Origin of the sequence: Crocosphaera chwakensis CCY0110 (genome assembly GCF_000169335.1) — a bacterium.
GTDB classification, from domain to species: domain Bacteria; phylum Cyanobacteriota; class Cyanobacteriia; order Cyanobacteriales; family Microcystaceae; genus Crocosphaera; species Crocosphaera chwakensis.
Genome location: NZ_AAXW01000006.1, coordinates 17,501 through 41,540, shown reverse-complemented (window position 1 = coordinate 41,540; position 24,040 = coordinate 17,501). Strand labels below are relative to the sequence as shown.

Annotated in this window: 22 protein-coding genes, 1 tRNA gene, 2 rRNA genes and 1 pseudogene (1 of these 26 only partly in view); 17 read left to right on the top strand and 9 right to left on the bottom strand. The window is 38.7% G+C overall.

Translation table 11 applies throughout. The annotated features are described in order from the left end of the window. Nucleotides 1-63 precede the first annotated feature (63 nt). A complete protein-coding gene (locus CY0110_RS05580) occupies nucleotides 64-531 on the top strand; it encodes a thiol-disulfide oxidoreductase DCC family protein (RefSeq protein WP_008274343.1) in 468 nt (155 codons plus the stop codon). A gap of 369 nt (nucleotides 532-900) precedes the next feature. On the opposite strand, the gene CY0110_RS05575 is transcribed toward CY0110_RS05580, so the two are convergent. Continuing rightward, complete coding sequence (locus tag CY0110_RS05575) at nucleotides 901-1,488, bottom strand: ParA family protein (protein ID WP_008274342.1); 588 nt, start codon at nucleotides 1,486-1,488, stop codon at nucleotides 901-903. Nucleotides 1,489-1,795: 307 nt separating this feature from the next. Further along, complete coding sequence (locus tag CY0110_RS05570) at nucleotides 1,796-2,764, bottom strand: ABC transporter permease (protein ID WP_050779966.1); 969 nt, start codon at nucleotides 2,762-2,764, stop codon at nucleotides 1,796-1,798. Nucleotides 2,765-3,029: 265 nt separating this feature from the next. On the opposite strand from CY0110_RS05570, the gene thrC reads away from it, so the two are divergent. Both thrC and CY0110_RS05560 read left to right on the top strand, forming a co-directional pair. Beyond that, on the top strand, nucleotides 3,030-4,337 hold the full coding sequence (gene thrC / locus CY0110_RS05565; protein WP_008274340.1) for a threonine synthase: 1,308 nt from the start codon (nucleotides 3,030-3,032) through the stop codon (nucleotides 4,335-4,337). Nucleotides 4,338-4,443: 106 nt separating this feature from the next. Then, complete coding sequence (locus tag CY0110_RS05560; RefSeq protein ID WP_008274339.1) at nucleotides 4,444-4,719, top strand: MoaD/ThiS family protein; 276 nt, start codon at nucleotides 4,444-4,446, stop codon at nucleotides 4,717-4,719. 111 nt (nucleotides 4,720-4,830) lie between these two features. On the opposite strand, the gene CY0110_RS05555 is transcribed toward CY0110_RS05560, so the two are convergent. Further along, on the bottom strand, nucleotides 4,831-6,012 hold the full coding sequence (locus tag CY0110_RS05555) for an NHL repeat-containing protein (protein ID WP_008274338.1): 1,182 nt from the start codon (nucleotides 6,010-6,012) through the stop codon (nucleotides 4,831-4,833). A gap of 156 nt (nucleotides 6,013-6,168) precedes the next feature. Here CY0110_RS05555 and ggt point away from each other — a divergent pair, with 156 nt between their 5' ends. Beyond that, the gene (gene ggt, locus CY0110_RS05550) at nucleotides 6,169-7,761 is read left to right on the top strand and encodes a gamma-glutamyltransferase (RefSeq protein ID WP_008274337.1); all 1,593 of its coding nucleotides are present in this window, start codon (nucleotides 6,169-6,171) and stop codon (nucleotides 7,759-7,761) included. Between the two features lie 166 nt (nucleotides 7,762-7,927). On the opposite strand, the gene CY0110_RS05545 is transcribed toward ggt, so the two are convergent. Further along, nucleotides 7,928-8,443 carry a hypothetical protein gene (locus CY0110_RS05545; RefSeq protein WP_008274336.1) on the bottom strand — a complete coding sequence of 172 codons (516 nt, stop codon included), beginning with the start codon at nucleotides 8,441-8,443 and terminating at the stop codon, nucleotides 7,928-7,930. Between the two features lie 264 nt (nucleotides 8,444-8,707). Here CY0110_RS05545 and CY0110_RS05540 point away from each other — a divergent pair, with 264 nt between their 5' ends. Continuing rightward, a complete protein-coding gene (locus CY0110_RS05540) occupies nucleotides 8,708-10,024 on the top strand; it encodes an aminopeptidase P N-terminal domain-containing protein (RefSeq protein WP_008274335.1) in 1,317 nt (438 codons plus the stop codon). A gap of 4 nt (nucleotides 10,025-10,028) precedes the next feature. Next, nucleotides 10,029-10,646 (top strand): annotated as a pseudogene (locus tag CY0110_RS05535) (Uma2 family endonuclease). Between the two features lie 11 nt (nucleotides 10,647-10,657). Here CY0110_RS05535 and CY0110_RS30335 read toward each other — a convergent pair. From CY0110_RS30335 to CY0110_RS05520, 4 genes are all read right to left on the bottom strand, one after another. Beyond that, complete coding sequence (locus CY0110_RS30335; RefSeq protein ID WP_198139106.1) at nucleotides 10,658-10,825, bottom strand: hypothetical protein; 168 nt, start codon at nucleotides 10,823-10,825, stop codon at nucleotides 10,658-10,660. Between the two features lie 140 nt (nucleotides 10,826-10,965). Further along, the gene (locus tag CY0110_RS05530) at nucleotides 10,966-12,417 is read right to left on the bottom strand and encodes an IS66-like element ISCysp3 family transposase (RefSeq protein WP_008272619.1); all 1,452 of its coding nucleotides are present in this window, start codon (nucleotides 12,415-12,417) and stop codon (nucleotides 10,966-10,968) included. Next, on the bottom strand, nucleotides 12,414-12,788 hold the full coding sequence (locus CY0110_RS05525) for a hypothetical protein (protein ID WP_008274333.1): 375 nt from the start codon (nucleotides 12,786-12,788) through the stop codon (nucleotides 12,414-12,416). Before CY0110_RS05525 ends, CY0110_RS05530 begins: the two co-directional genes overlap by 4 nt. Nucleotides 12,789-12,897: 109 nt before the next feature. Next, nucleotides 12,898-14,181: a TldD/PmbA family protein gene (locus CY0110_RS05520; protein ID WP_008274332.1), complete on the bottom strand. Its 1,284-nt coding sequence runs from the start codon at nucleotides 14,179-14,181 to the stop codon at nucleotides 12,898-12,900. A gap of 199 nt (nucleotides 14,182-14,380) precedes the next feature. Here CY0110_RS05520 and CY0110_RS05515 point away from each other — a divergent pair, with 199 nt between their 5' ends. From CY0110_RS05515 to gloA, 7 genes are all read left to right on the top strand, one after another. Then, nucleotides 14,381-14,569 carry a DUF3285 domain-containing protein gene (locus tag CY0110_RS05515; protein WP_008274331.1) on the top strand — a complete coding sequence of 63 codons (189 nt, stop codon included), beginning with the start codon at nucleotides 14,381-14,383 and terminating at the stop codon, nucleotides 14,567-14,569. 10 nt (nucleotides 14,570-14,579) lie between these two features. After that, complete coding sequence (gene ybeY, locus CY0110_RS05510) at nucleotides 14,580-15,098, top strand: rRNA maturation RNase YbeY (RefSeq protein ID WP_008274330.1); 519 nt, start codon at nucleotides 14,580-14,582, stop codon at nucleotides 15,096-15,098. Between the two features lie 90 nt (nucleotides 15,099-15,188). Next, nucleotides 15,189-15,698, top strand: a complete 510-nt coding sequence (locus tag CY0110_RS05505) for a diacylglycerol kinase (RefSeq protein ID WP_008274329.1) — start codon at nucleotides 15,189-15,191, stop codon at nucleotides 15,696-15,698. Between the two features lie 46 nt (nucleotides 15,699-15,744). Then, on the top strand, nucleotides 15,745-16,341 hold the full coding sequence (locus tag CY0110_RS05500) for an anthranilate synthase component II (RefSeq protein ID WP_008274328.1): 597 nt from the start codon (nucleotides 15,745-15,747) through the stop codon (nucleotides 16,339-16,341). A gap of 21 nt (nucleotides 16,342-16,362) precedes the next feature. Next, nucleotides 16,363-17,151 carry an MBL fold metallo-hydrolase gene (locus CY0110_RS05495; RefSeq protein WP_008274327.1) on the top strand — a complete coding sequence of 263 codons (789 nt, stop codon included), beginning with the start codon at nucleotides 16,363-16,365 and terminating at the stop codon, nucleotides 17,149-17,151. A gap of 272 nt (nucleotides 17,152-17,423) precedes the next feature. Continuing rightward, entirely contained in the window at nucleotides 17,424-19,040 is a 1,617-nt protein-coding gene (locus CY0110_RS05490) for a mechanosensitive ion channel family protein (RefSeq protein WP_232285688.1), read from the top strand. Nucleotides 19,041-19,055: 15 nt separating this feature from the next. Next, complete coding sequence (gene gloA / locus CY0110_RS05485) at nucleotides 19,056-19,487, top strand: lactoylglutathione lyase (RefSeq protein ID WP_008274325.1); 432 nt, start codon at nucleotides 19,056-19,058, stop codon at nucleotides 19,485-19,487. A 70-nt stretch (nucleotides 19,488-19,557) separates the two neighbouring features. On the opposite strand, the gene bchI is transcribed toward gloA, so the two are convergent. Beyond that, nucleotides 19,558-20,631: a magnesium chelatase ATPase subunit I gene (gene bchI, locus CY0110_RS05480; RefSeq protein WP_008274324.1), complete on the bottom strand. Its 1,074-nt coding sequence runs from the start codon at nucleotides 20,629-20,631 to the stop codon at nucleotides 19,558-19,560. Between the two features lie 369 nt (nucleotides 20,632-21,000). On the opposite strand from bchI, the gene CY0110_RS05475 reads away from it, so the two are divergent. From CY0110_RS05475 to CY0110_RS05455, 4 genes are all read left to right on the top strand, one after another. Then, nucleotides 21,001-21,369, top strand: coding sequence for a hypothetical protein (locus tag CY0110_RS05475; RefSeq protein WP_008274323.1), 369 nt, complete (start codon nucleotides 21,001-21,003; stop codon nucleotides 21,367-21,369). 560 nt (nucleotides 21,370-21,929) lie between these two features. Next, nucleotides 21,930-23,416 (top strand): 16S ribosomal RNA (locus CY0110_RS05465). A 197-nt stretch (nucleotides 23,417-23,613) separates the two neighbouring features. After that, a tRNA-Ile gene (locus tag CY0110_RS05460) sits at nucleotides 23,614-23,687 on the top strand. Between the two features lie 141 nt (nucleotides 23,688-23,828). Then, nucleotides 23,829-24,040, top strand: a 23S ribosomal RNA gene (locus CY0110_RS05455) (it continues 2,666 nt past the right edge of the window). Together the 16S and 23S rRNA genes with 1 tRNA gene alongside form the textbook arrangement of a ribosomal RNA operon.

The following is a 24,040-nucleotide window of genomic DNA, read 5'->3' as shown; positions in this document are numbered from 1 at the left end:
CTACACCCCGCAAAAGTTTCTTTCGTCTTCACTATAACACTTGTCCCAATTAATATAATTATCATGGATACTTCTACATCAAATATAAAGCAAAATTCTTTAGACTCTTCTTGGAAAGTTAAGTTACTTTACGATGGGGATTGTCCCTTATGTATGCGGGAAGTAAGATTTTTACAGAAAAAAGATAAAGGAAGGGGTTTAATAAAATTAGTCGATATTGCTGATGAGCATTATGATCGAAGTGAACATAGTAACATCGATTATAAGTCGGCAATGGGAAGAATTCATGCTATTTTACCTGACGGAACAATTCTCACAGATATTGACGCATTTCGCTATGTTTACGAAGTTTTAGGAATGGGTTGGGTTTATGCTATCACAAAGCTTCCTATAGTAGGAAAATTGGCAAACTGGTTATATAGCATTTGGGCAAATTTAAGACTTCCCCTAACGGGAAGACCGAACTTAGAAACAATTATTGCTGAGAGAAAAACTAAGAAAAAATGTGACTCTAAGATTTGCGATATTTAACCCCACATTCCACACATCTTTCGTAGTATAAAAATTTATGGCTTGTTATACTAGATCCGTTTTAGATAGTATAGTATTAAGTCTTGGAGCAGGGAGCAGGGAGCAGGGAGCAAGGAGCAGGGAGAAGGAGCAGGGAGCAAGAATGTTACTCTACTAAAATAAGCGGATTTGGTATTACTTCGTCGTCAGAACTATTTGTATAAACAGATGTACTTTAAAACAACCAGCATAATATTAAGCTGAGTTGATTAAACAGTAAAAAATAATTAGAGTTATGGGTTTAGAAATTTTCAATTGATGAAAGAAAAGCTATTAGCTTGTCTTTTTAGATAAGCTTCACTTATCACCATAACTACGGGAGAGCTATGTTTAAGGTAAAATTTCTTTGCCTACTGCTTCATAAGCTGACCAAGCCATTTTAGACCGAGGATCAGGATAATCTCTGGTAATAACACCTCGTTGAGAAGCTTTTTCAAAGACCACCAATAAAGGAATAGATTTTTTAAAACGAGGTAAGTTAGCTTCTTTAAGCCGTTTTCTGGCTTCTTGTCCGCTTTTGGTACGGCCATCCACTTTAGTCAACAACACTTTAAAATTAGCATTGAGAGCCTGTAATTGTTCAACGGCCTTAAAGGTTGCGTCTAAGTCCAAATGATTAGGGGTTGTCGGAACAATTAATAAGTCACTCCCATCAGCTAGATCCTTAAATTCTTCCGGTTCGGGCCTAGCTCTAGTATCAACAATAATGTGGGGATATTTGCGAATAATACTGGTTGATCCTGCTTGGGAAGCCACATGAAATGGTAGCTTATCTTCTCTAGACCAAATTAACGCAGAACGGTTGCGATCAGCATCTATGAGTAAAGTAGGAGCTTTTTCTTGTAAATAAGCTGCCAGATGAATAGAAGTGGTAGTTTTCCCTACGCCCCCTTTCAAAGCAGTAATAGAAATGATCATGGTATGATAACTTATTGATCGAATTTATTATTATTTCCTCCCCGTTCTTAGATTACACTACTGTGGCCCCTTTTTTTCTGATGACAATTGAAAAAGCGTCACCTCTAAGAAACTTATTTATCGGGCTTGCGTCACAATAAGAGTGTGTGTGAGGAGTAAGAACGAAAGACAAAAGCCTTTGAGGTCGAAACATGGCCAGACTCTTAAAGGCTTTTTTTCTTGTTTATTTTTCGGTTTGTGTAAAATTTACTCCTTCATAAAAATTACTAATCTTTATCTCAAAAAGATAGGAATAATTTTAACTCTTTTACTTCTGATTATTTTTAAATTGGATACTAATGGCAATAAATAGTAACGTTAATCCTTGAATAATCGTTACAATAGTCGTGGGGACTTCCGCGCTTCTTTGCATTACATTTGCCCCACTTAATAAGGCTCCAAAAAATAAAGAAGTTATCAAAACACCCACAATATTACCCCGACTTAAAAAAGCGATCGCAATAGCATTAAATCCATAACCAGGGGAAAAGTTTTCAAATAAACGGTATTTTAATCCTATCACTTCCGTTGCTCCTGCTAAACCACATAATCCCCCCGATAATCCCATCACTACGAGAATTATTTTACTAACAGAAATTCCTCCATAAGTAGCAGCTTTAGGGTTTAATCCAACCACTTCTATTTGATAGCCAATAATAGTTTTCTGTAGTAAAATGCCAACAAAAACCATCGCTAAAATTCCTATAAAAATACCAGCATGAGCTAAGGTTTTTGGTAATAGAATAGGTAGTTTAGCTGATTCAGCAATCAAAGGAGAATAAGCACTAGGGGCGTTGGTATCGGCTAAGGGATAATGTACTAAATAACTAATCAAATTAATCCCAATATAGTTTAGTAGTAGAGTTGTTATGACCTCATTGATACCTCGATAAGCTTTCAAATAACCAGAAATGATTCCCCATAATGCCCCAAATAAAAAAGCAGCAGTCAAAGCAAAAATAATATGCAACAAACTGGGCAAATTATTAATAAACAAACCAACTAAAGTGCTACCTAATGCTCCTAAGTAAATTTGTCCTTCTCCTCCAATATTAAATTGTCCTCCTTTGAGAGCAATTAAAATTCCTAAACTGGCTAATAATAATGGACTTGTTTTTGTTAATGTATTGGCAAAGCCATAATAATTAAATAAAGATTCTTGAAATAAAATCTTGTATGCTGCTAAGGGGTTTTCGCCAATTAATATAATTAAAATTGCCCCTACTATTAAAGACATTATAATAGCAAAAACTGGATAAATTAGATGGTTAAATTTATTTAACAAAGTTCAGATTTTCCCCAATCACATTAAATAAACTTTAACGCTCATTAATATACATTAATCTTGTTGATGACCAAAATTGTAGGGTTACCCTGCTTGTTTAACCGTATAAACCCTGAAAATTTTAATCCCGACTAAATTAGTCGGGTATGTTTGACGAGGATTTTTCACCGTGTTACTATCCAAAAAGATTGACAAAGTGTTACCTCAGTACCCAACTATGACCCAGGCAACTCAAACCCAAACAACCACAGGCTTAGCCCCTACCTTCACCCACCTAGTTTCTAAAGAAGGTGGAGTTAAATATCCTCTCAAAGCCCTCCACGTTTGTGAAGAAACCTTTTCTCCGCTAGAAGTCGCTTATGATTATGATGCTATTCGCGCTCAAGTGAGTCGCGCTACCATCGAAGCTGGTCCTAATTCCATCTGGCGTTATAAAGCATTTTTGCCTGTAAACAGCGAAAATCCTATTGATGTCGGCACAGGAATGACACCTCTTGTTAAATCTACTCGTCTCGCCCGTCGCCTGGGTCTAAAGAATCTTTATATTAAAAACGATGCGGTGAATATGCCCACCCTTAGTTTTAAAGATCGGGTGGTTTCCGTTGCCTTAACCCGTGCTAAAGAATTAGGGTTTACCACCGTTTCCTGTGCCAGTACCGGTAATTTAGCCAATTCTACCGCAGCGATCGCGGCCCATGCTGGTTTAGACTGTTGTGTGTTCATTCCTTCGGACTTAGAAGCAGGAAAAGTTCTAGGAACCCTCATCTATAACCCTACTGTGATGGCAGTGAAAGGTAACTATGACCAAGTTAACCGACTCTGTTGCGAAGTAGGCAATACCTACGGTTGGGGCTTTGTCAATATTAATTTACGTCCTTACTATTCTGAAGGTTCTAAGACATTAGGGTTTGAAGTTGCCGAACAGTTGGGCTGGAAATTACCCGATCATGTGGTTGCCCCGTTAGCTTCTGGTTCTTTGTACACCAAGATTTATAAAGGGTTCCAAGAGTTTGTTAAAACCGGCTTAGTAGAAGATAAAGCAGTCCGTTTCAGTGGCGCACAAGCCGAGGGGTGTTCCCCTATCGCTTCTGCCTTCAAAGAAGGGCGGGACTTTGTTACTCCTGTTAAACCCAATACTATCGCAAAATCCATTGCGATCGGCAACCCCGCAGACGGTTATTACGCCTTAGATATTGCTCGCAAGACAAATGGTAATATTGAGAGTGTCACCGATGCAGAGATCGTCGAAGGGATTAAGTTATTAGCGGAAACCGAAGGTATCTTTACCGAAACCGCCGGCGGAACTACCGTTGCTGTTCTCAAGAAGTTGGTAGAAGCAGGAAAAATTGATCCTGAAGAAACCACCGTAGTTTACATCACTGGAAACGGATTGAAAACCCAAGAAGCGGTACAAGAATACATTGGTCAACCTTTAACCATTGAGCCAAAATTAGACAGTTTTGAGCGTGCATTGGAACGTTCTCGCACTTTAGATCGTCTAGATTGGCAACAAGTTCTCGTTTAGTCCCCCTTAAAAGCCGTCAGGGTTTCCTTTATTGTATCCTTGACGGCTGTTTTTTTGGCAATTTCTTAGCCATCATAATTGATAATTGGTTCATTTTTGGATAACTATGGCTGTAAAAGTATTAATTCCCACTCCTTTGCAAAAATACACCAACAACCAAGCTACCCTAGAATGTAGTGCGGATAATGTGGGTGCATTAATTGAAACCTTGGAAAGCAGTTTTCCTGGGATAAAAGCCCGTTTATGCGATGACGATGGTAAACCCCGTCGCTTCTTAAATTTTTATGTGAATAGTGAAGATATTCGCTTTTTGGACAATACCGAAACCGCGTTAAAAGATGGCGACGAAGTCAGTATCGTTCCTGCGGTTGCAGGGGGTTAATATTATGTAGGGTCTTAATAACCCTCTTCAATCACTCTCGGCAAGAGCAATCGCTAAATACCTTATGGTGTAGTAATTTCAGCGATTTGCCCTCAATTGAATTTCTTCTTTTTAAAAACCCCACAACAAGACACGGTTGTTACCAGAATCAGCAATAACCGCCATTTCACCACAAACTGTAATACCATAAGGCCAACTCAAACTTTGACGAGTCGGCCTACCATACGAACGATTTTCACTCTTACTACGAAAATGAGATTGTCCCGTTAACCCCTGGGCTATTTTTCCCATTGTTAACTCATCAGTCCATCCTACCAAGCGAGAATTAGCTGTATCCGCAGCTATTAACCATTTTTCCATAACTGCTATTCCATAGGGCATACTGAGGCTGCTAAAGGTGGGAAAATAACCACCCTGGTTTAACTCAGACCCTTGAAAGTTGCTTTGTCCTAAGACTAGACAACAAGGGGTATTATTTTCCGTAGGTATTCCCTCCCAAATCATCAAACGGTTATTACCAGCATCAGCTAACACTAAGTTATCCTGCCAAATAGCCAAAGCATGGGGCCAGCGCATACTACTCGCAGTAGGACTTCCTCCCCCATTTTCGTCTCGTCGGTTCATCTCAACTTGTCCGAGAACATAGTCTGCTGGTTGTCCGTTATGAGTAGGTAGTTCATTCCACACCAACACCCGACGGTTGCCTGTGTCAGCTACGAATAAGCGTCCTTGATGATACATGACTCCATAAGGCCAGTGCATTCTATCGGCTGCGGTATCTGTTTCTCCTCGGTTAACTTGGTTATGGTGAAAGTCGGCTTGTCCTAAAACAATATCCGCAGGAATATTATTATCTTGGGGTAATTTTTTCCAAATTAAAACCCTATGATTCCAAGCATCGGCTACCACTAACCCTTTCCCACAAGCACAGATACCTGTGGGAACACTCACCGTATTCGCTTGGGGGGTCCCTTTGGCGTTTTGGCCTTCGTGATAAAAGTCCGGTTGACCAATCACCCAGTCTGCTGGTTGACCATCGGTTTCGGGGCGATGTTTCCACCCTAACAAACGATGATGACCGGTATCACATACCCATAATGGGCCTTCTTCAGAGACTAAACAGGCTCCTCTCGGACCGAACATGGTGGTAGGAGAGGGTTCAAGAGGCATAACTAAACTTTCGACTGTTTGTTCACCGAGGATAATATTTGCACCTTGAGGAGAGAGTATATTAATAAATGTTTCGTTATCAGGAGTTTTAGGAGTAGGGTTAATTTTTATGGTGGTTTCCATCAATTTTGATAATTTATATTTCATTTGCTATCAATTTTATGGTAGGAGTTAAGAGCAGAGATAAATTATTAGAATTTTTTTAGATCGTTCTTAAACAAGGAATACTCATAAAAAAATAGTTTTTAAAATAAGCAATCTTCTGTAGATCAAATTATTATGCAATTTAATTTTAATGCTTATCCTTATGCGTCTCAACGTCGTGTTATTTTAGCTAAAAATTGTACTGTTGCTACCAGTCAACCCTTAGCTACACTAGCAGGAATAGAAATGTTTCAAGCAGGAGGAAATGCGGTCGATGCAGCCATTGCTACCGCTATTACTTTAACAGTGGTTGAACCCACTTCTAATGGTATCGGTGGAGATGCGTTTGCTTTAGTTTGGGATGGAAAGTTACAAGGTATTAATGGGTCAGGAAAAAGCCCCAAAAATTTATCATTAGAAGCTTTTTCTAGTTTAGAAAAAATGCCAGAGTTAGGCTGGTTAACAGTAACGGTTCCTGGTGCAGTTTCTGTGTGGTATGAAGTTTGGAAACGGTGGGGAAAACTAACTTTTGAACAGTTGTTTATTCCTGCCATTCGTTACGCTAAAAATGGCTTTCCTGTTTCTCCCGTTACCGCAGCAATATGGCGACGCAAAGAAGCAGTTTATCTCACAAAAAAAAGACCTGAATATCAATATTTTCAACAAGTTTTCTTTCCTAAAAATCGTGCGCCGAAAGCAGGAGAAATCTGGGGCAGTTCTCTCCATGCTGAAACCTTAGAAGAAATTGCTAAGACGGGAAGAGAGAGTTTTTATCAAGGAAAAATAGCAGAAAAAATAAACAATTTTTCAGCCGATACAGGAGGTTATTTAACGGCTGAAGATTTAGCTAATTATACCCCTTTATGGGTTGAACCTATTGCCACTGAATACAAACAATTAAAAGTCTGGGAAATTCCCCCTAATAGCCAAGGAATTGCTGCATTAATGGCTTTAAATATTGTAGAAAATTTCAACCTTGAACAGTATAATCGTGATTCTGTCGAAAGTTTCCACTATCAAATAGAATCTATGAAATTAGCATTTGCTGATGCTTATATTTATGTCGGGGATGCTGATTTCATGAACATTTCTAATGAAAACTTACTAGATAAAAATTATGCAAAACAACGTCAAAAATTAATTACAAATAAAGCTATTCCTTTAGCTAATCCTGGAATCCCACAAGGAGGAACGGTTTATTTATGTACCGCAGATGCAGATTTAATGGTGTCTTTTATTCAATCGAATTATGATAGTTTCGGTAGTGGAATTTTAGTTCCAGAAACAGGAATTTCTTTACATAATAGAGGATCAGCTTTTACCTTAGAAAAAGGTCATCCTAATCAAATCGCACCCAATAAACGTCCTTTTCATACCATTATTCCCGGTTTTTTAACCAAAGATAATCAACCTCTCGGACCGTTTGGCGTAATGGGTGCGCCTATGCAACCCCAAGGACACCTACAAATGGTTGTTAATTTAACTGATTATCAAATGAATCCTCAAGCTGCCTTAGATGCCCCTAGATGGCGATTTTTAGAAGGAAATAGAATACTTTTAGAAAGGGGTACACCTGCTGAAATAATTGAAGGGTTAAGGGAAAGAGGCCATGATGTTAAATTGGCCCCTGAAACTATGTTTGGAAAAGGTCAAATGATCTTAAAAAATAACGGTGTTTTTATAGCAGGTTCAGAACCTCGTGCTGATGGTTTAGCATTAGGTTATTAATGGGTGAGGAGTCAGGAGTCAGGAGTCAGGAGTCAGAATTAATATTAATTGTTAATATAATAATCTTTTATTTACTTCAATTATAGGGATATTAGTCTATTTAGTTTCTTCTGGAGAATGCACTACAAAAAAATAGTAAGGTAGGCAGTACTTACCTTTAGAAATTTTAGAAAGACAAATTTTTTAATCTACCATCTCCAAATTGTATTAATGATGCACCATTCATTTTAGTACCAACGCCTTGAAAATGAATAACAATCTTTAAAGGTACACCTTCGACAAGATTAAGATAAGTACTATGAAAGGTTTTTCCATAGTCGCCAAATTGAAAATAACTAGGAGAATATTGATTGCCTCCTAAATCAATTATTCTTGCGGAAATTTGACTAACGTGCATACCATAGTCTTGTGTTAAACTGGTTAATAAAACAGCACAACTTAAATTTTCCCCTGACTGTTTACACCCTCCAAACTGATAACAAATACCATTAGTTTCATGGGTAGGCATTGCCTTATCACTAATTTGCTTCGTATGATTAGATGGGGATAAAGGAGAAGCTTTTACGACAGAAGGATGAGATAAAAAAAAAATAGTAAAACAAGCAAATACAGGAATAGATTTGAACAATGTAGTGATATTCATTTTCTTTTCAAAACCAGAAATTAGTAATGTTTTTTTCATAGGATAATACAAGCACTAAAAAAAAGCTAGGATAAATTTATATTAATTGTTTAAGATTTTATTAATATTAGTTACCGTTAACTTTTATGAACGCAATCATGTCTATTTCAATGATAAATATTTTCTATTAACTTATTGAAGAGTATATCAAACTTCAGTATTATCCGTTGGACTGCACTCAGGGATAAGTTCAAACTCAAATTCCTACCTTTTCAGAAGTTTTTAAGTTATGCTAATAAGATAGAAAATGTAAAATAGAGTGTTATGGGAATTGATAGCAGCGAATACCGCCAGCGTAGAAAAAAATTAATGCAAAAGATAGGCCAAGGAACGGCCATTTTTCGCAGCGCACCCACAGCAGTAATGCACAATGATGTAGAGTATATATTTCGCCAAGATAGTGACTTTTTCTACTTAACAGGGTTTAATGAACCCGAAGCAGTGGCCGTATTTGCCCCTCATCACGAAGAACACCATTTTATCCTATTTGTACAACCCAAAGACCCCGAAAAAGAGACATGGACTGGTTATCGGTGTGGGGTAGAAGCGGCCAAAGAAAAGTATGGCGCAGATATTGCTTATCCCATCACAGAATTAAATGAAAAATTACCTGACTATCTCAAGAAAGCTGACCGTATCTATTATCATTTAGGACGAGATAAGCATTTTAATGAAGTTATTTTATCTCATTGGCAACGATTAATGGCCACTTATCCCAAGCGAGGAACTGGACCAGTTGCCATTGAAGATACAAACCCTATTTTACATCCAATGCGACAGGTTAAAAGTGCCTCAGAATTAAAAATGTTACGTCAAGCGATGGACATTTCTGCTGCTGCACACAACCGCGCTAGAGAATTTGTTAAAGTAGGCCATTACGAGTATCAAATTCAAGCAGAAATTGAGCATACTTTTAAACTTCATGGAGGAATAGGCCCGGCTTATCCTTCTATTGTTGCCTCCGGTTCTAATGCTTGTATCCTCCACTATATTGAAAATAATCGTCAGATTCAAGAGAACGATTTATTATTAATTGATGCTGGTTGTTCCTATAATTATTATAATGGAGATATTACTCGAACTTTTCCAGTCAATGGGAAATTTACAGGGGAACAAAAAGCAATTTACGAGTTAGTTTTAGAAGCGCAATTAAAAGCCATTGAAGAAGTCAAACCTGGAAACCCCTATAATGAATTTCATGATATTGCTGTTTGTGTTTTAGTTCAAGGATTAATTGATTTAGGGTTATTGAAAGGTGACTTGGAAGAAATAATTAAAGAAGAAAAATATAAACCTTTTTATATGCACAAAACCGGTCATTGGTTAGGGTTAGATGTGCATGATGCAGGGATTTATAAAAAAGACGAAGAAAACTGGCATCCGTTGCTACCCGGTCATGTTTTGACGGTAGAACCAGGAATTTACATCGGTAAGGATATTAAACCAGCAGAAGGACAACCTGAAATTCCTGAAAGATGGCGCGGTATTGGTATTAGAATTGAGGATGATATTTTAGTCACAGAAACAGGTCATGAAGTATTAACTTCTGCGGTTCCTAAAGCTATTGATGAGATAATTTAGAAAGATGATAGAAGCTAAAATTGCACCTAACTTAATGACTTTTTCTGAGTTTCTAGACTGGAAACCAGAAAACAGTCGTTATGAATTACACAAAGGAGTTGTTATTGAAATACAACCCAAGGGAAAACATGAAGAAATTTCAGGTTTTTTGGCAGTTGAATTTGCTTGTTTATTTAGACAAAAAAACTTAGATTATTTTTTACCTAAACAAGCAATAGTAAAAGTTTTAAATGAAAATACTGGTTATTTACCTGATGTTTTAGTTGTGGATAGAAATGTATTGGAAGAGGAACCATTATGGGAAAAATATTCAACGTTAACTAAAGGTAAATCAATTCCTTTAGTGATAGAAATTGTGAGTAGTAACTGGCGTGACGATTATCTGACAAAATTAAGAGATTATGAGGAAATTGGCATTAATGAATATTGGATTGTAGATTATTTAGGGATTGGTGGTTCTCGTTATATTGGTAATCCTAAAAAGCCGACTATTTCTATTTATAATCTGATTGATGGTGAATATTAAGTTAAATATTTTAGAGATAATGAGCCAATTAAATCTTTAACTTTTCCTGAATTAGAGTTAACGATTAATCAAATATTCCAAGGAAAAAGATCATAATTAGATTATTATTATTTATTACTTTTCTTCCAACTCTCAGGCATTTTTAAGTGACTAGACAATATAGTTGTTTCGTCTCCAATAGCATCTTCTATCTTTTTTTGAATTAAGAATATTTGTTCATCAGTAAACGAATGAGAAATAGGAAAAACTGTTCCTTGTATTTCTGATTTGTGCAAAGAAAAACATGAACTATCAAGTCCTTTTTCTACTTTGAATTCTGCGTGTTTTAGGTTACACTCTAAAAAAATTGTATCAGTAACATTTGTAGCGTCTAGCTTTGCTTTTTTGAAACAACATTTCTCGTAAGGATTCAGGTCTAGAAGTTAGGAATTAGGGAAGGAAACAAACAATTCGGATGACCGACTTTGGCTATTAATGACTTCTCGAAAAAATCAATCACCGAACGTTCTTGACGACGACAAGTTTGAATAACCGTCAATAAGTTAGCTGTTTGTTTAAATCGTTCCATGCTTCTTGAACCCCCACTAACTTTCCGTTTCGTGATGGCTAATCTTAAGGATCTTTCAGCAAGATTATTATCAGGGGGGATCTCTGGATGCTCCAGAAAATACCACCATTGCTCTGCCTTTTGCCGAAGGTTTCGCAAAAGTTTTCCGGCTTCATAACCGGCTTTAGGCTTCCATTCTTCTGTGGCTATCTTTATCTTATCTTTGAATTGTCTTGCCCAAACTTGATAACCATGCCTATTCTTATCGTTTTGCCAAATACGATAATGACGGAAAGCTTCATCAATTAATTTGAGAAAAGTTTGACCGATGGTTTTGTTATATTGACCTGGAGTTTTTATTAATCGCTGAAAGTGACGGCGTAAATGTGCCAAACATTTCTGTTGAGCAACAACAGTATAACCATTGTAAACTCCCAAATCATCACTACTTAAAACACCACCATATTCATGGCCTAACTGATCTTCTAATTCCTTACGCCCCCTAGTATCAGCAGCCCGAAACAGGCAGAAAAGTTGATTGGTAAATACCCACAACCATTCTTTGACTCCCTTCACTGGCCAGGGTGTTTCATCAACATGAATTGGGGGTTGTTCTACTTTGACCCACTTGGATAATTGTTCAACCGACGGATTAATGGCTGTTTCTACTCGTTGATTGGTGGCTACGATGGTCCCCATACCTATCTCAATTTGCCCTAACTCCCACAACATCTCTTGTTGCTTTTCATAAGGTAGATGTCCATAATTCCCTAACCATCCCAGAAAAGCTTGTAACTTCACTCCTAAATCTTGTCCTGGGACGGTCTTGGGCGACCAATTCGCTTTGGTCACTTCACCACAATGCCCACAGCGACAATGATGACGATGATATTCTACTACCTCAATGGGTTTATCTACCAGTTGTGCTACCTGCTGAGAATCAACTTTCACTGGTTCTATTAATAATTCTGTTTGACCACAGTGACTACATATTGATGGTTGCAAGATTTGAATTCTGTCAATTCTCCCAAAGCCTTTCCTTGTTTTTCCCTTATGTCCAGGTTGTCCCCCTGGTTTTCTTTTCTTATCCTTATCGTCTTCAGTTGTTTTAGCCTTCTCAGACTTTTTCAATAAGTCTGTTGATGGGGGTTTTGATGAGGTTTGGCTATCTAAATTACGACTGAGCTTTAATTTTTCTATTTCTTTTTGTAGCTGCTCGATAAGTTTCTGTTGAGCCAAGATAATTTGTACCAACCCAGATTTTGACAGTTGGTTTAATTCGTCTGGATTTAACTGTACTCCTGGTTCAGTTTGACTCATACCGTTACTTTAGCGCAGTCAGCCTGTTTGTCAATATTTGCCACCTGAATCCTTACGCTGCTTGCTGCTTGTGCTGTCTTTTCTAATGCGGTTGCGCGTTTGGCAGCGTAATAAACATTCAATAAAATAGTAACCCCACCAAAACCTGTGGCTAAAAATTGCAAAGATTTAATAATTGATTCAGTTCCTTCATTTTTTAATTCATAAAAAGTTTCAGAATCCAAAGATGTTTCTAAAGACAAAATAGGTGCTATATTACCACCCCACATAAAAACAAAAACAAGACAAGTTAATGCTAAAAATCCACAACCAAGGTTAAATAAATTAGTTTTTAATTGGTCTAAGTCATTATCGCTATTATGGTTATTCATAAACTTTTCTTCAAAAATATCCTATAGAGTAAGTCAATTAAAAATTGGTTAAGAATGTGGCATTATCATAAATTTTTCCTCGATTAAAAAAATCTAACACCTAACTTTCTTAACCCGTCACTGATAACCCTTCTACCAATAAAGAAGGAGTCAAACAAGAATCTATCCAACGAGAATCATTCCCTAAAGCAATAACTTCTTTTAACACTTGATACACATTACCTGTCACCATTGTATCTTTAACTCTTCCCGTAATTATTCCATTTTTTACACCATAGCCTAAATCAACATTAATAGAAAAATCCCCCGAAATATCTGCCCCACCGCCTAAAATTTGATCCACAATAATACCATTATCTAACTGTTTAACTAAGGCATCAAAATGACTGTTTCCAGGTTCAACAATTAAATTAACTAAACTAGGAGTGGGATAACTCCCTAAACTCGAACGAAAACCATTCCCTGTACTTTTATTACCTAATAATCTTGCTCTAGTGCGATCACTATAAAATTGTTCTAACTTTCCCTGTTTAATTAAAGATAATTCTTGCGTCACTGTCCCCTCATCATCAAACGGACAAGTATAGGGTTCAAGGTTGGGTTGTTGGAATAAACTTAACTTCTCAGAAATCACTGTTTCCCCTAGTTTCTCACTCCAAGGAGAAGCCTTTTCTAAGACTGTTTTACTATTCAGTGCATCAGACACCGTATCCCACAACATGGCTGCGCCGTTGGGTGTAAATAACACAGGAATACGCCCCGTTTTCGGGGTAACTGTCTCCTTTGCCCATGCTAACCGTTGTAAAATCCCTTCTACTATCGGATCAATCCCTAATTCATGGTAACTATGATCCCCATCATAAATAGCCAGAAAATCCTCCCCTCTAACCCATTCCACCCCTAGATAAAAATCCGTAGAAACCTCACTGTATTCACACTGAAGACCTAAAGAATTGACTAAATAAGCAAAATCCTCTTGACAGCTAAATTCACCGCTACAAAGCACTTCTGCATAGTCTTGACGTAACTTTGAGATCGCCTCTTTGCCCATTTCTATCAATTTTTCCACTGTTATTTTTTCACCAACACAAGGCCGAATATCTGTACGGGGTTCATGTAATTCGATGGTTTCAGGATCATTGAGATTAGATAAAGCGATCGCCTGTTCCACCAAGGCTTCACTTTCTACGTCTCCGTAAGCCACTGCTAACCCTGGTGATCCTCCTTTCCACACCCGTAACGCCGTTCCTTCGGAGTTAGAACTTTCTAGCTGTTTGAGACGGTTGGCTTCAAAAAACACAGGTCGAGATTGCGATCGCGACTGATAAACTTCTGCGTGAGAAGCACCAGCTTTTAGGGCTAATTCGATTAACTGTTGTGCATCAAGAGTCATAAATCTTACCGAAGATAGAAAATTACTTAAAAATACGAGAGATTACTTATTCCTGATGATAGGATTATTACCGAATTTGGGAACCTTTATGATTGGAGGGGTGATCTCGATCAGTAAGTTAGCTGTCAAAAATCATTGATCTTTAGTAACAAACTGTTACATTAAGAAGCAGACTTATGGAAAAATACGGAAAACGTTGATGACTAACACACCCCCATCTACTAAAGAAAATACCCCCGAATCCCCCACAGAGGAACTTCCACCTAGTTACACTAAACTGGCTATGCGTAACATGGTTAGGAAAGGAGGAACCTCTCTTAAACACTTTTTTCTCACTACAGTGGGACTGCTCGCTTTTTTTATTGGAATTTCCTATTTAACCCGTTAGCACACGCAGGATGATGATAGCTTCTGACCCAGTGATTGACTTAAATGTTCAAGATGCTTTTGTGGTGAGTTCAGATCAAACACAAATTTCCTACCCTATTTCGTGTCAAACCTGGAAAAACTGGTTTCAAATATGGGGGAACAGCCTCCTTTCTTATCTACCGATAGCCTCTCATTATGAATTAACCCTAAGATTAACGGGAGATCAAGAAATTCAAAGCTTAAACGCTCAATATCGTCACAAAAACCAACCCACTGATGTACTTGCCTTTGCTACTTTAGAAGAGAATTTTCCGAAAATTACTAATCAACCAGAATTCTTAGAACCGTTATATATCGGAGATATTGTTATTTCAATAGAAACCGCAGAAAAACAGGCACAAAAAGAAGGTCACACCCTCAACCGGGAACTCCCTTGGTTAGCCTCTCACGGCTTCCTTCATCTTTTGGGATGGGACCACCCTGATGAACAAAGTTTACAAAAAATGCTACAACAACAAGAAACATTGTTAAAAATTATCGGTCTTTGAATGCAAAATTGCTAAACTATATGTTCTAATTGAACAGACTTCGTAAAAATATTTAATTATTCTGTACCAAACTTAGTAAAACTTAAGATTATGAAAGCCGATTTTAAAATGAGCCAACCCTCCGCTACTAGCTTTTTCTCCAGTGCAGCAACCCTAAGACAGCCCCAAATTACCCAATATGCAAGGGAAAAAAGCCCCTCAGAGATTAGAAATAACTCAGCTTGGCATATTGCTCCTAATCTATTTCAGAGCTTTAAATATGCTTGGTCTGGTATCTGTTACGCTTTTGTCACTCAACGTAATTTCCGTATTCATACTGCCATGACAGCCACAGCCATTAGTTTTGGGCTGTTTCTCCACGTCAATGCCCTAGGAATGGCGATCGTCGCTTTGACTTGTGCTTTGGTCATGGTTCTAGAATTACTTAATACCGCCTTAGAATCAGTGGTAGATTTAACTGTTGGCCAGTCTTATCATGAATTAGCCAAAGTTGCTAAAGACTGCGCTGCTGGTGCCGTTATGATTTCAGCCCTGGCTGCAGTTTTGGTAGCAGGGTTTATTATTGCTCCCCCCTTATTTGCTATGGTTTTTCCTGTGTAGACAGTTGTAGCGATCGCATTCATCACCATCATCGAGGAGATAAGCATTGATTCTCGTTATCGATAATTACGATAGTTTTACCTATAATTTGGTGCAATATTTAGGAGAATTGGGCTTTAATTTGCCTGTGGCTTCAGATATTCAAGTCTACCGTAATGATAAAATCGATCTTTCTAAAATTCGTCATCTTAACCCGGATGGCATTGTTATTTCTCCAGGGCCAGGCCGTCCAGAAGATGCAGGGGTTTCCTTAGCCTTGCTAGAAGAACTGGGTTCAACCTATCCCATTTTAGGGGTCTGTTTAGGTCATCAAAGTATGGGGCAAGTGTTCGGCGGAAAGGTTATTTCTGCACCTCTGTTGATGCACGGTAAAACATCTCCCATTTATCACAATAATCAAGGGGTATTCAAGGGATTAGATAATCCGTTTGAAGCTACCCGTTATCATAGTTTAGTGGTAGAACGAGAAACTCTTCCCGATGTCCTCGAAATTACTGCTTGGACTGAAGATGGAACGATTATGGGACTACAACATAAAGACTATCCCCACCTCCAAGGTGTACAATTTCATCCAGAAAGTATCTTAACCACATCAGGAAAAACCCTGTTGCAAAACTTTCTTATAATGTTAAACGCGCGATAAATTTTATTTTTAAGAGTGATAATGAAACGGCGACAATTTATCCGTTACGCTGGTGCTAGTGCTGTAGCAACTGCAGGTATTTCTTTAAGTTCTCGTTTTCAAGCAGCTTCAGCTCAATCAAAAGATTCTATATTGATTCAATATTTAGGTCATACTGCTTTTTTATTTACTGGAGGAGGTATCAGAATTTTAGCGAACCCGTTCCGTGCTATTGGCTGTACGGCTGGTTATCGGTTACCTAAAGTCGAAGCTGACTTAGTCATTATTAGTAGTCAAATGTGGGACGAAGGAGCAGCCGAAAATTTACCTGGCAACCCCAAAGTATTATATGAACCTGGAGTTTATGAAATTAACGGCTTTCGACTTCAAGGAGTTGGTATTGATCATGATCGCCAAGGGGGTCAACGGTTCGGAACCAATGTCGCTTGGCGTTGGACTCAAGGGGGTATCCGTGTAGTTCATTTAGGGGGTGCAGCAGCCCCAATTAACATAGAACAAAAAATTTTATTAGGTAGTCCAGATGTCGCTTGTATTCCCGTCGGAGGAGGTCCTAAAGCCTATAATTCTGTCGAAGGGAAACAAGCAATGGAAACTTTACGTCCTAAAGTAATGATACCTACCCATTATCGAACTTCCGCTGCTGATGAACAAAGCTGTGACATTGAACCATTAGGTAACTTTTTAGACTTAGTTAAAGAGATGAATGTCAAGCAAGTAAATAACAATCAAATTCGCTTAAGATATGAAGATTTACCGAAAGAAGGTACTTTAATTCGTGTCTTAAATTATAAACCAGCTTTAAAAGCATAAACCAGTCTAAAAAGTTATAAATTTCCAATAGGTTGATAATGTATTATTAGTCACAAAAAAATTTACATTATCAACCTTTATTTATTGCAAAATTTCAATGTTAAGTTATACTAAGATTAGATTTATAGACGATTAATGGTCGTCTCTATTAGTACAGTCCACTCTATCAAGAGGAATATTACCAAAGAAGTAATTGTTTTTGTTTATTGTAATTTATGCTTAAATCCTTGAAAAATCAATCCTCACTCACGCGTTTTGTCAATCACAAGCTTTTGACAACAACCCTATTATTCGTCACCACATTTCAAGGGACATTACCCGTAAAAGCACAACCACAAATTCTTCCTTTTTTACCAGAAATTAGCGATACTGATAGCTGGTTACCTCAAAATTCTCAAGAAACAAATGTTACGACTTGTATTCGCTTAGACGGTCGTTGTTTATTCAATATAACTTATCCAAAATCAAAAATCGGTGAACGAGTTGAGGTTATTAAAAACCGATTAGATAGAATTAGTAATCTCTATTTTTCTCAAGAAAACCCTGAATTAGAAATTACACAACGAGGTCAAGAAAATCCTAAAATTTATGTCACTGTAGGAGATGAAACCGTACAATTAATTACAATTGGAAATCTTGATTTACAAAATGAAGGAATTGATGCTGAAACGAAAGCTAATAATATTAGTGAACAGTTACAAGAGGGACTGAAAAAAGCTAAACAAGAGCGTGAATTAGAATCTTTAATTTCTAGAGGATTGATTGCTATCGGCATTTTAGGCGGTGCTTTTATAATTAATAAACTGATTGGTCGTCAAATTAACCGTTTAAGAACTTCCCAAGAAAGTATTGGAGAAGAAAGAAGCGATCAACCCATGTCCATGTTATTAACTAATCGTCAACATTGGAACATTAAAGAAGTTCAATATCGACTATTACAATTAGCTCAAGCTGGTATTTGGGTAGGTTCAAGTCTAATTATTGTGGGACTTTTCCCTTACACAAGAATTGCTCAAATTTGGTTGATTTCATTGTTGAGAATTCCTGCTAGATTGGGAATTGTTGGTGTCGGTACTTATCTAGCAATCCGCTTAAGTTATGCTTTGATTGCTAAGGTAACATCTGTTTTAATGATTCGTAACCTCTTAGATTTTCAGGAAAATCAACGTTTACAACTACGAATTAATACCGTAACCGTAGTGTTTCGTAGTGTTATGACTATCGTTTTGACAGGCTCAGGTGTCCTGATTGGTTTATCTTTAATCGGAATTAATACGGCTCCTTTATTAGCAGGTTTAGGTATTTTAGGGGTTGGGGTTTCTTTAGCTTCTCAAAACCTAATTCGAGACGCAATTAACGGCTTTTTTATTATTCTCGAAGATCAATATGCTGTGGGTGATGTTATTCAAGTTCAAAACTTTGGTGGATTTGTAGAAAATATCAATTTAAGAATTACTCAACTACGCGATCCAGAAGGCAGATTAATTACTATTCCCAATAGTGAAGTAAAAATCGTAGCCAATCATTCTAGTAATTGGTCACGAGCAGATTTATTAATTCCTGTTTCTTATGACGCTGATATCGATAAAGCTTTACACATTGTCAAAGACGTAGCTGAAATCATGGCAAAGGATAGACAGTGGCGCAATTATATTGTAGATAAACCTGAAATTTTAGGGGTTGATAACTTTGAGCAACGAGGATTAATTATTCGAGTTTGGATCAAAACCAAACCTCTCAAACAATGGGATGTGTCCAGAGAATTTCGTCGTCGTCTCAAAGTTGAATTTGATAAACAAGGTTTACCCTTACCTGTGCCTCAGCAGAAAGTTTGGTTTACAAATGATAACATGAACAATAAAGATCACAATGATCACATTGTTGTTTAACTCAATTAAGAAATTATGCGTATTTTACACACCATGCTTCGAGTTAAAAATCTAGAAGAATCCTTAAAATTTTACTGCGAGGTTTTAGGAATGAAACTAATTCGTCAAAAAGATTATCCAGGAGGTGAATTTACCCTTGCTTTTGTTGGTTATGGTGACGAGTCCGATACCGCAGTTATTGAATTGACCTATAATTGGGGGGTTGATTCTTATGATCTAGGAAATGCTTATGGACATATTGCCCTAGGTGTGGATGATATTTATGGAACCTGTGAAAGAATTAAACAACAGGGTGGGAATGTTACTAGAGAACCTGGTCCCATGAAACATGGGACAACTGTTATTGCCTTTGTGGAAGATCCCAACGGTTATAAAATAGAATTAATCCAACTCAGAACTCAAGGATCAGCTAAAGAAGAAAAAGAAACTGCTGGTGCAGCCTCTTAGACAAAAGATAGGGTCAATTGATGCAATTGACCCTATTTGTAACACAAGTATCATACTTGTATAAGCTATATCATTCCTCATTTTCCAAGCCAAAAACCCGATTAAAAGCCTTTTCTACTTTATAACCTGAGTCAATGGTTTCTAATGGATCTTTGCGGAGTCGATGACGCAAACATAACACCATTGTCCGTCGAATATCATCTACTGTTACCTCTGTACGTCCTTCAAACGCTGCTAACGCTTTAGATGCACGGTTGGTTACAATATCTCCCCGTAATCCATCTACATCCAATTCTGAACAGACTTCCGAGATTTTGACCCGTAAATCATAATCGATATTAACTGAAGAGAGGAGATTTTGCGCTTTTACTAAACTATTTTGTAACTCTTCTTGTTGAGATTGATAAGTTTCACAGAATTTTTGGGGATCACGATCAAATTCTGATCGTTGTTCTACAATTTGTACTCGTAAGTTGGGTTCTTTAACCGTATGGATCTCTGCGTGCATTCCAAAACGATCCAATAATTGAGGTCGTAACTCTCCTTCTTCGGGGTTTCCTGATCCCACTAAAACAAATCTAGCTGGGTGTCTAATAGAAATACCTTCCCTTTCTACTGTATTCCAACCACTGGCTGCAGAGTCTAACAATACATCTACTAAGTGATCGTCAAGGAGGTTAACTTCATCTACATATAAAATACCTCGATTTGCCTTAGCTAATAACCCAGGTTCAAAAGCTTTGACCCCTTCTGATAAGGCTTTTTCAATATCAATGGTGCCACAGACTCTATCCTCCGTTGCACCCAGGGGTAAATCTACCATCATTACTTTTTTGTGAACAACAGGTAACGATCCTTGTTCTTCCAATACTTGACGTATATTATCACTCATCAAATCAGGATCAGACGGATGAGAGTTAAACGGATCATTTTCCACTACTTCAATTTCAGGGAGTAAGTCAGCTAAAGCGCGGATCGTGGTTGACTTTCCTGTTCCGCGATCGCCCATAATCATCACACCACCAATTTTTGGATCAATGACGTTGAGAAGTAGAGCTAGTTTCATTTCTTCTTGACCCACAATGGCCGTAAAGGGAAACACAACGCGATGGGTTTTTGGGGGTGCTTGTAAGGTTGCAGTCATCTATGTTATTCGGTTTGTTCTCAATCTAATTTTGCTATGCGATCGCTTACTTGGTCAATCTCTCTTATTGTGCCATAGGATACTAGCTTTATTTTCTGCATACTTTGGTCATCACATTATTTGGAGATTAGCATAAATTACAGAGTAGGAGTAGATTTAAGACTCTTTCCCAAAACGTTGATCAATCAATCAGGCCATAGAGCCTCACTTTTGACATAGTTTTATGGGTAGAAATCATTCCTTTTGTACACTCTGTGCAACATCAATAATCTATTCATTTTAGTAGAAGCAAGACCAACAAAAAATTTTTATCTTGAGATTATAGATAAGGTTAACAAACGACAAAGAGAATTAATCATGAAATCACTGATGAACAAATCTGCATCTTGGCTATCCTTAATAGTAGTTGCAACCCTGACAGTCTTTCCTTCAAATTCAAATGTCAACGCACAAAATAAACAATCTGACTGGCAAGAGGATTGTTTAATGGATACTGAAGATTATGTTGAGCCTAATATGTTAGCCATGATGGCTTATCGTGGAGCTTTCGAGGAAGAAGGCATTCCTGGTTATGTCAAATTTAAAACAGAATTTAGATCAGGTGATATTACTGGCGAACAAATTGTCAATGCTGCTATTCAGAATTGTATGTTAAGCAGACGATATACCCTAGAAAGAAATAGTGCTTATGTAGAAGACGTTGAAAATCAAGTTCAATATTTTCTTGGCGCTCAATAGTTTGAAGAACTTGTGAAAATACCAGTAACAGTATTTATGGAAGATTAACATATCCCAATTGTTAATGAATGACAAATTCTACATGGTACGTATACGCCTAAGCAGTAGCTATAACTTAAAATTTAATCCCAGTCTAATAACTCATAGCAACCCACCCTACATTAGGATTTTATTTTTGACTTGAGAGATCGTTAATTGATTAAAGAGGGGTTAAATTCTAGAGATTCTGAAATTATGATATGAGTCCCAACCCTTACTGAGACTGGGTTTTGACAAAAGTTAGAATTTTTTTCAAAAAAAGGGTTGACATTACCTGGTGGATTGGTTATATTTGTAAATGCGCGGTTGAGAGCTAAACGCAAACGACGCGCTCCGAACCTGGAAAATTCTATAGTTTGAAAGCTGATAAAAAACACAGCCCTTGTTAATTGAAACAATTATATTCTATTTGTTCCTAGTTGTCTAGGAAACTGTAGAAAAAAATCAATTCACCCTCTATTTTTCGAGTAATCGGAGTATAGAGTCAAGGAAAAAAATGGAGCCTATGCTTCAAACTTTCCACCACGGAGAGTTTGATCCTGGCTCAGGATGAACGCTGGCGGTATGCCTAACACATGCAAGTCGAACGAAGTCTTCGGACTTAGTGGCGGACGGGTGAGTAACGCGTGAGAATCTGCCTTCAGGATGGGGATAACAGTGGGAAACCAATGCTAATACCCAATATGCCGAAAGGTGAAAATTATTTTGCCTGAAGAGGAGCTCGCGTCTGATTAGCTAGTTGGTGGGGTAAGAGCTTACCAAGGCAACGATCAGTAGCTGGTCTGAGAGGATGAGCAGCCACACTGGGACTGAGACACGGCCCAGACTCCTACGGGAGGCAGCAGTGGGGAATTTTCCGCAATGGGCGAAAGCCTGACGGAGCAATACCGCGTGAGGGAGGAAGGCCTTTGGGTTGTAAACCTCTTTTCTCAGGGAAGAAGATCTGACGGTACCTGAGGAATAAGCATCGGCTAACTCCGTGCCAGCAGCCGCGGTAATACGGAGGATGCAAGCGTTATCCGGAATTATTGGGCGTAAAGCGTCCGCAGGTGGTTTTTCAAGTCTGCTGTCAAAGACCAGAGCTCAACTCTGGGCCGGCAGTGGAAACTGGGAAACTAGAGTTCGGTAGGGGTAGCGGGAATTCCCAGTGTAGCGGTGAAATGCGTAGATATTGGGAAGAACATCGGTGGCGAAGGCGCGCTACTGGACCGAAACTGACACTCAGGGACGAAAGCTAGGGGAGCGAAAGGGATTAGATACCCCTGTAGTCCTAGCTGTAAACGATGGAAACTAGGTGTGGCTTGTATCGACCCGAGCCGTGCCGTAGCTAACGCGTTAAGTTTCCCGCCTGGGGAGTACGCACGCAAGTGTGAAACTCAAAGGAATTGACGGGGGCCCGCACAAGCGGTGGAGTATGTGGTTTAATTCGATGCAACGCGAAGAACCTTACCAGGGCTTGACATGTCCGGAACTTTCCTGAAAGGGAAAGGTGCCTTCGGGAGCCGGAACACAGGTGGTGCATGGCTGTCGTCAGCTCGTGTCGTGAGATGTTGGGTTAAGTCCCGCAACGAGCGCAACCCTCGTCTTTAGTTGCCAGCATTAAGGTGGGCACTCTAGAGAGACTGCCGGTGACAAACCGGAGGAAGGTGGGGATGACGTCAAGTCAGCATGCCCCTTACGCCCTGGGCTACACACGTACTACAATGGTTGGGACAAAGGGCAGCGAACCCGCGAGGGAAAGCGAATCTCATCAAACCCAGCCTCAGTTCAGATTGCTCTCTGCAACTCGAGAGCATGAAGGAGGAATCGCTAGTAATCGCAGGTCAGCATACTGCGGTGAATTCGTTCCCGGGCCTTGTACACACCGCCCGTCACACCATGGAAGCTGGTCACGCCCGAAGTAGTTACCCTAACTTTCGAGAGGGGGACTCCTAAGGCAGGGCTAGTGACTGGGGTGAAGTCGTAACAAGGTAGCCGTACCGGAAGGTGTGGCTGGATCACCTCCTTATAGGGAGACCCAATTCAAGGCAAAAGGCAGAAGGCAAAAGGCAAAAGCGTTGAGACCCCGCGTCGTCTTACGGCGCAAGGGAATGCTCACCAAGAGAGTCTGAGCTTATTAAAATAGACCTTTCCTTAGAATCAATCCCAAGGTCGTGACAAGGGAAAAGTGAACAGCTTTCAAACTAAGAAAAGGTTTGGGAAGAGGGGCTATTAGCTCAGCTGGTTAGAGCGCACCCCTGATAAGGGTGAGGTCTCTGGTTCAAGTCCAGAATAGCCCACCTGTTTAATTTCCAAAAAAAAGGATAGTTCAGCACCTAGTCTTTTTAGAAAAGACAGAATGCTGGATGGAATGTCCAGTCAGTACCTTGAAAACTGCAGAAAAAAAGAGTCAACAATCAAGTCCAAAAAAAGACCAAAAAGGTCAAGCTACAAAGGGCTAACGGTGGATACCTAGGCACACAGAGGCGAAGAAGGACGTAGTTACCGACGATACGCTTCGGGGAGCTGGAAGCAAGCTATGATCCGAAGGTTTCCGAATGGGGCAACCCCAAGAATGGTTACCTGAATCTATAGGGTAACACAAGCTAACCGGGCGAACTGAAACATCTTAGTAACCCGAGGAAGAGAAAGC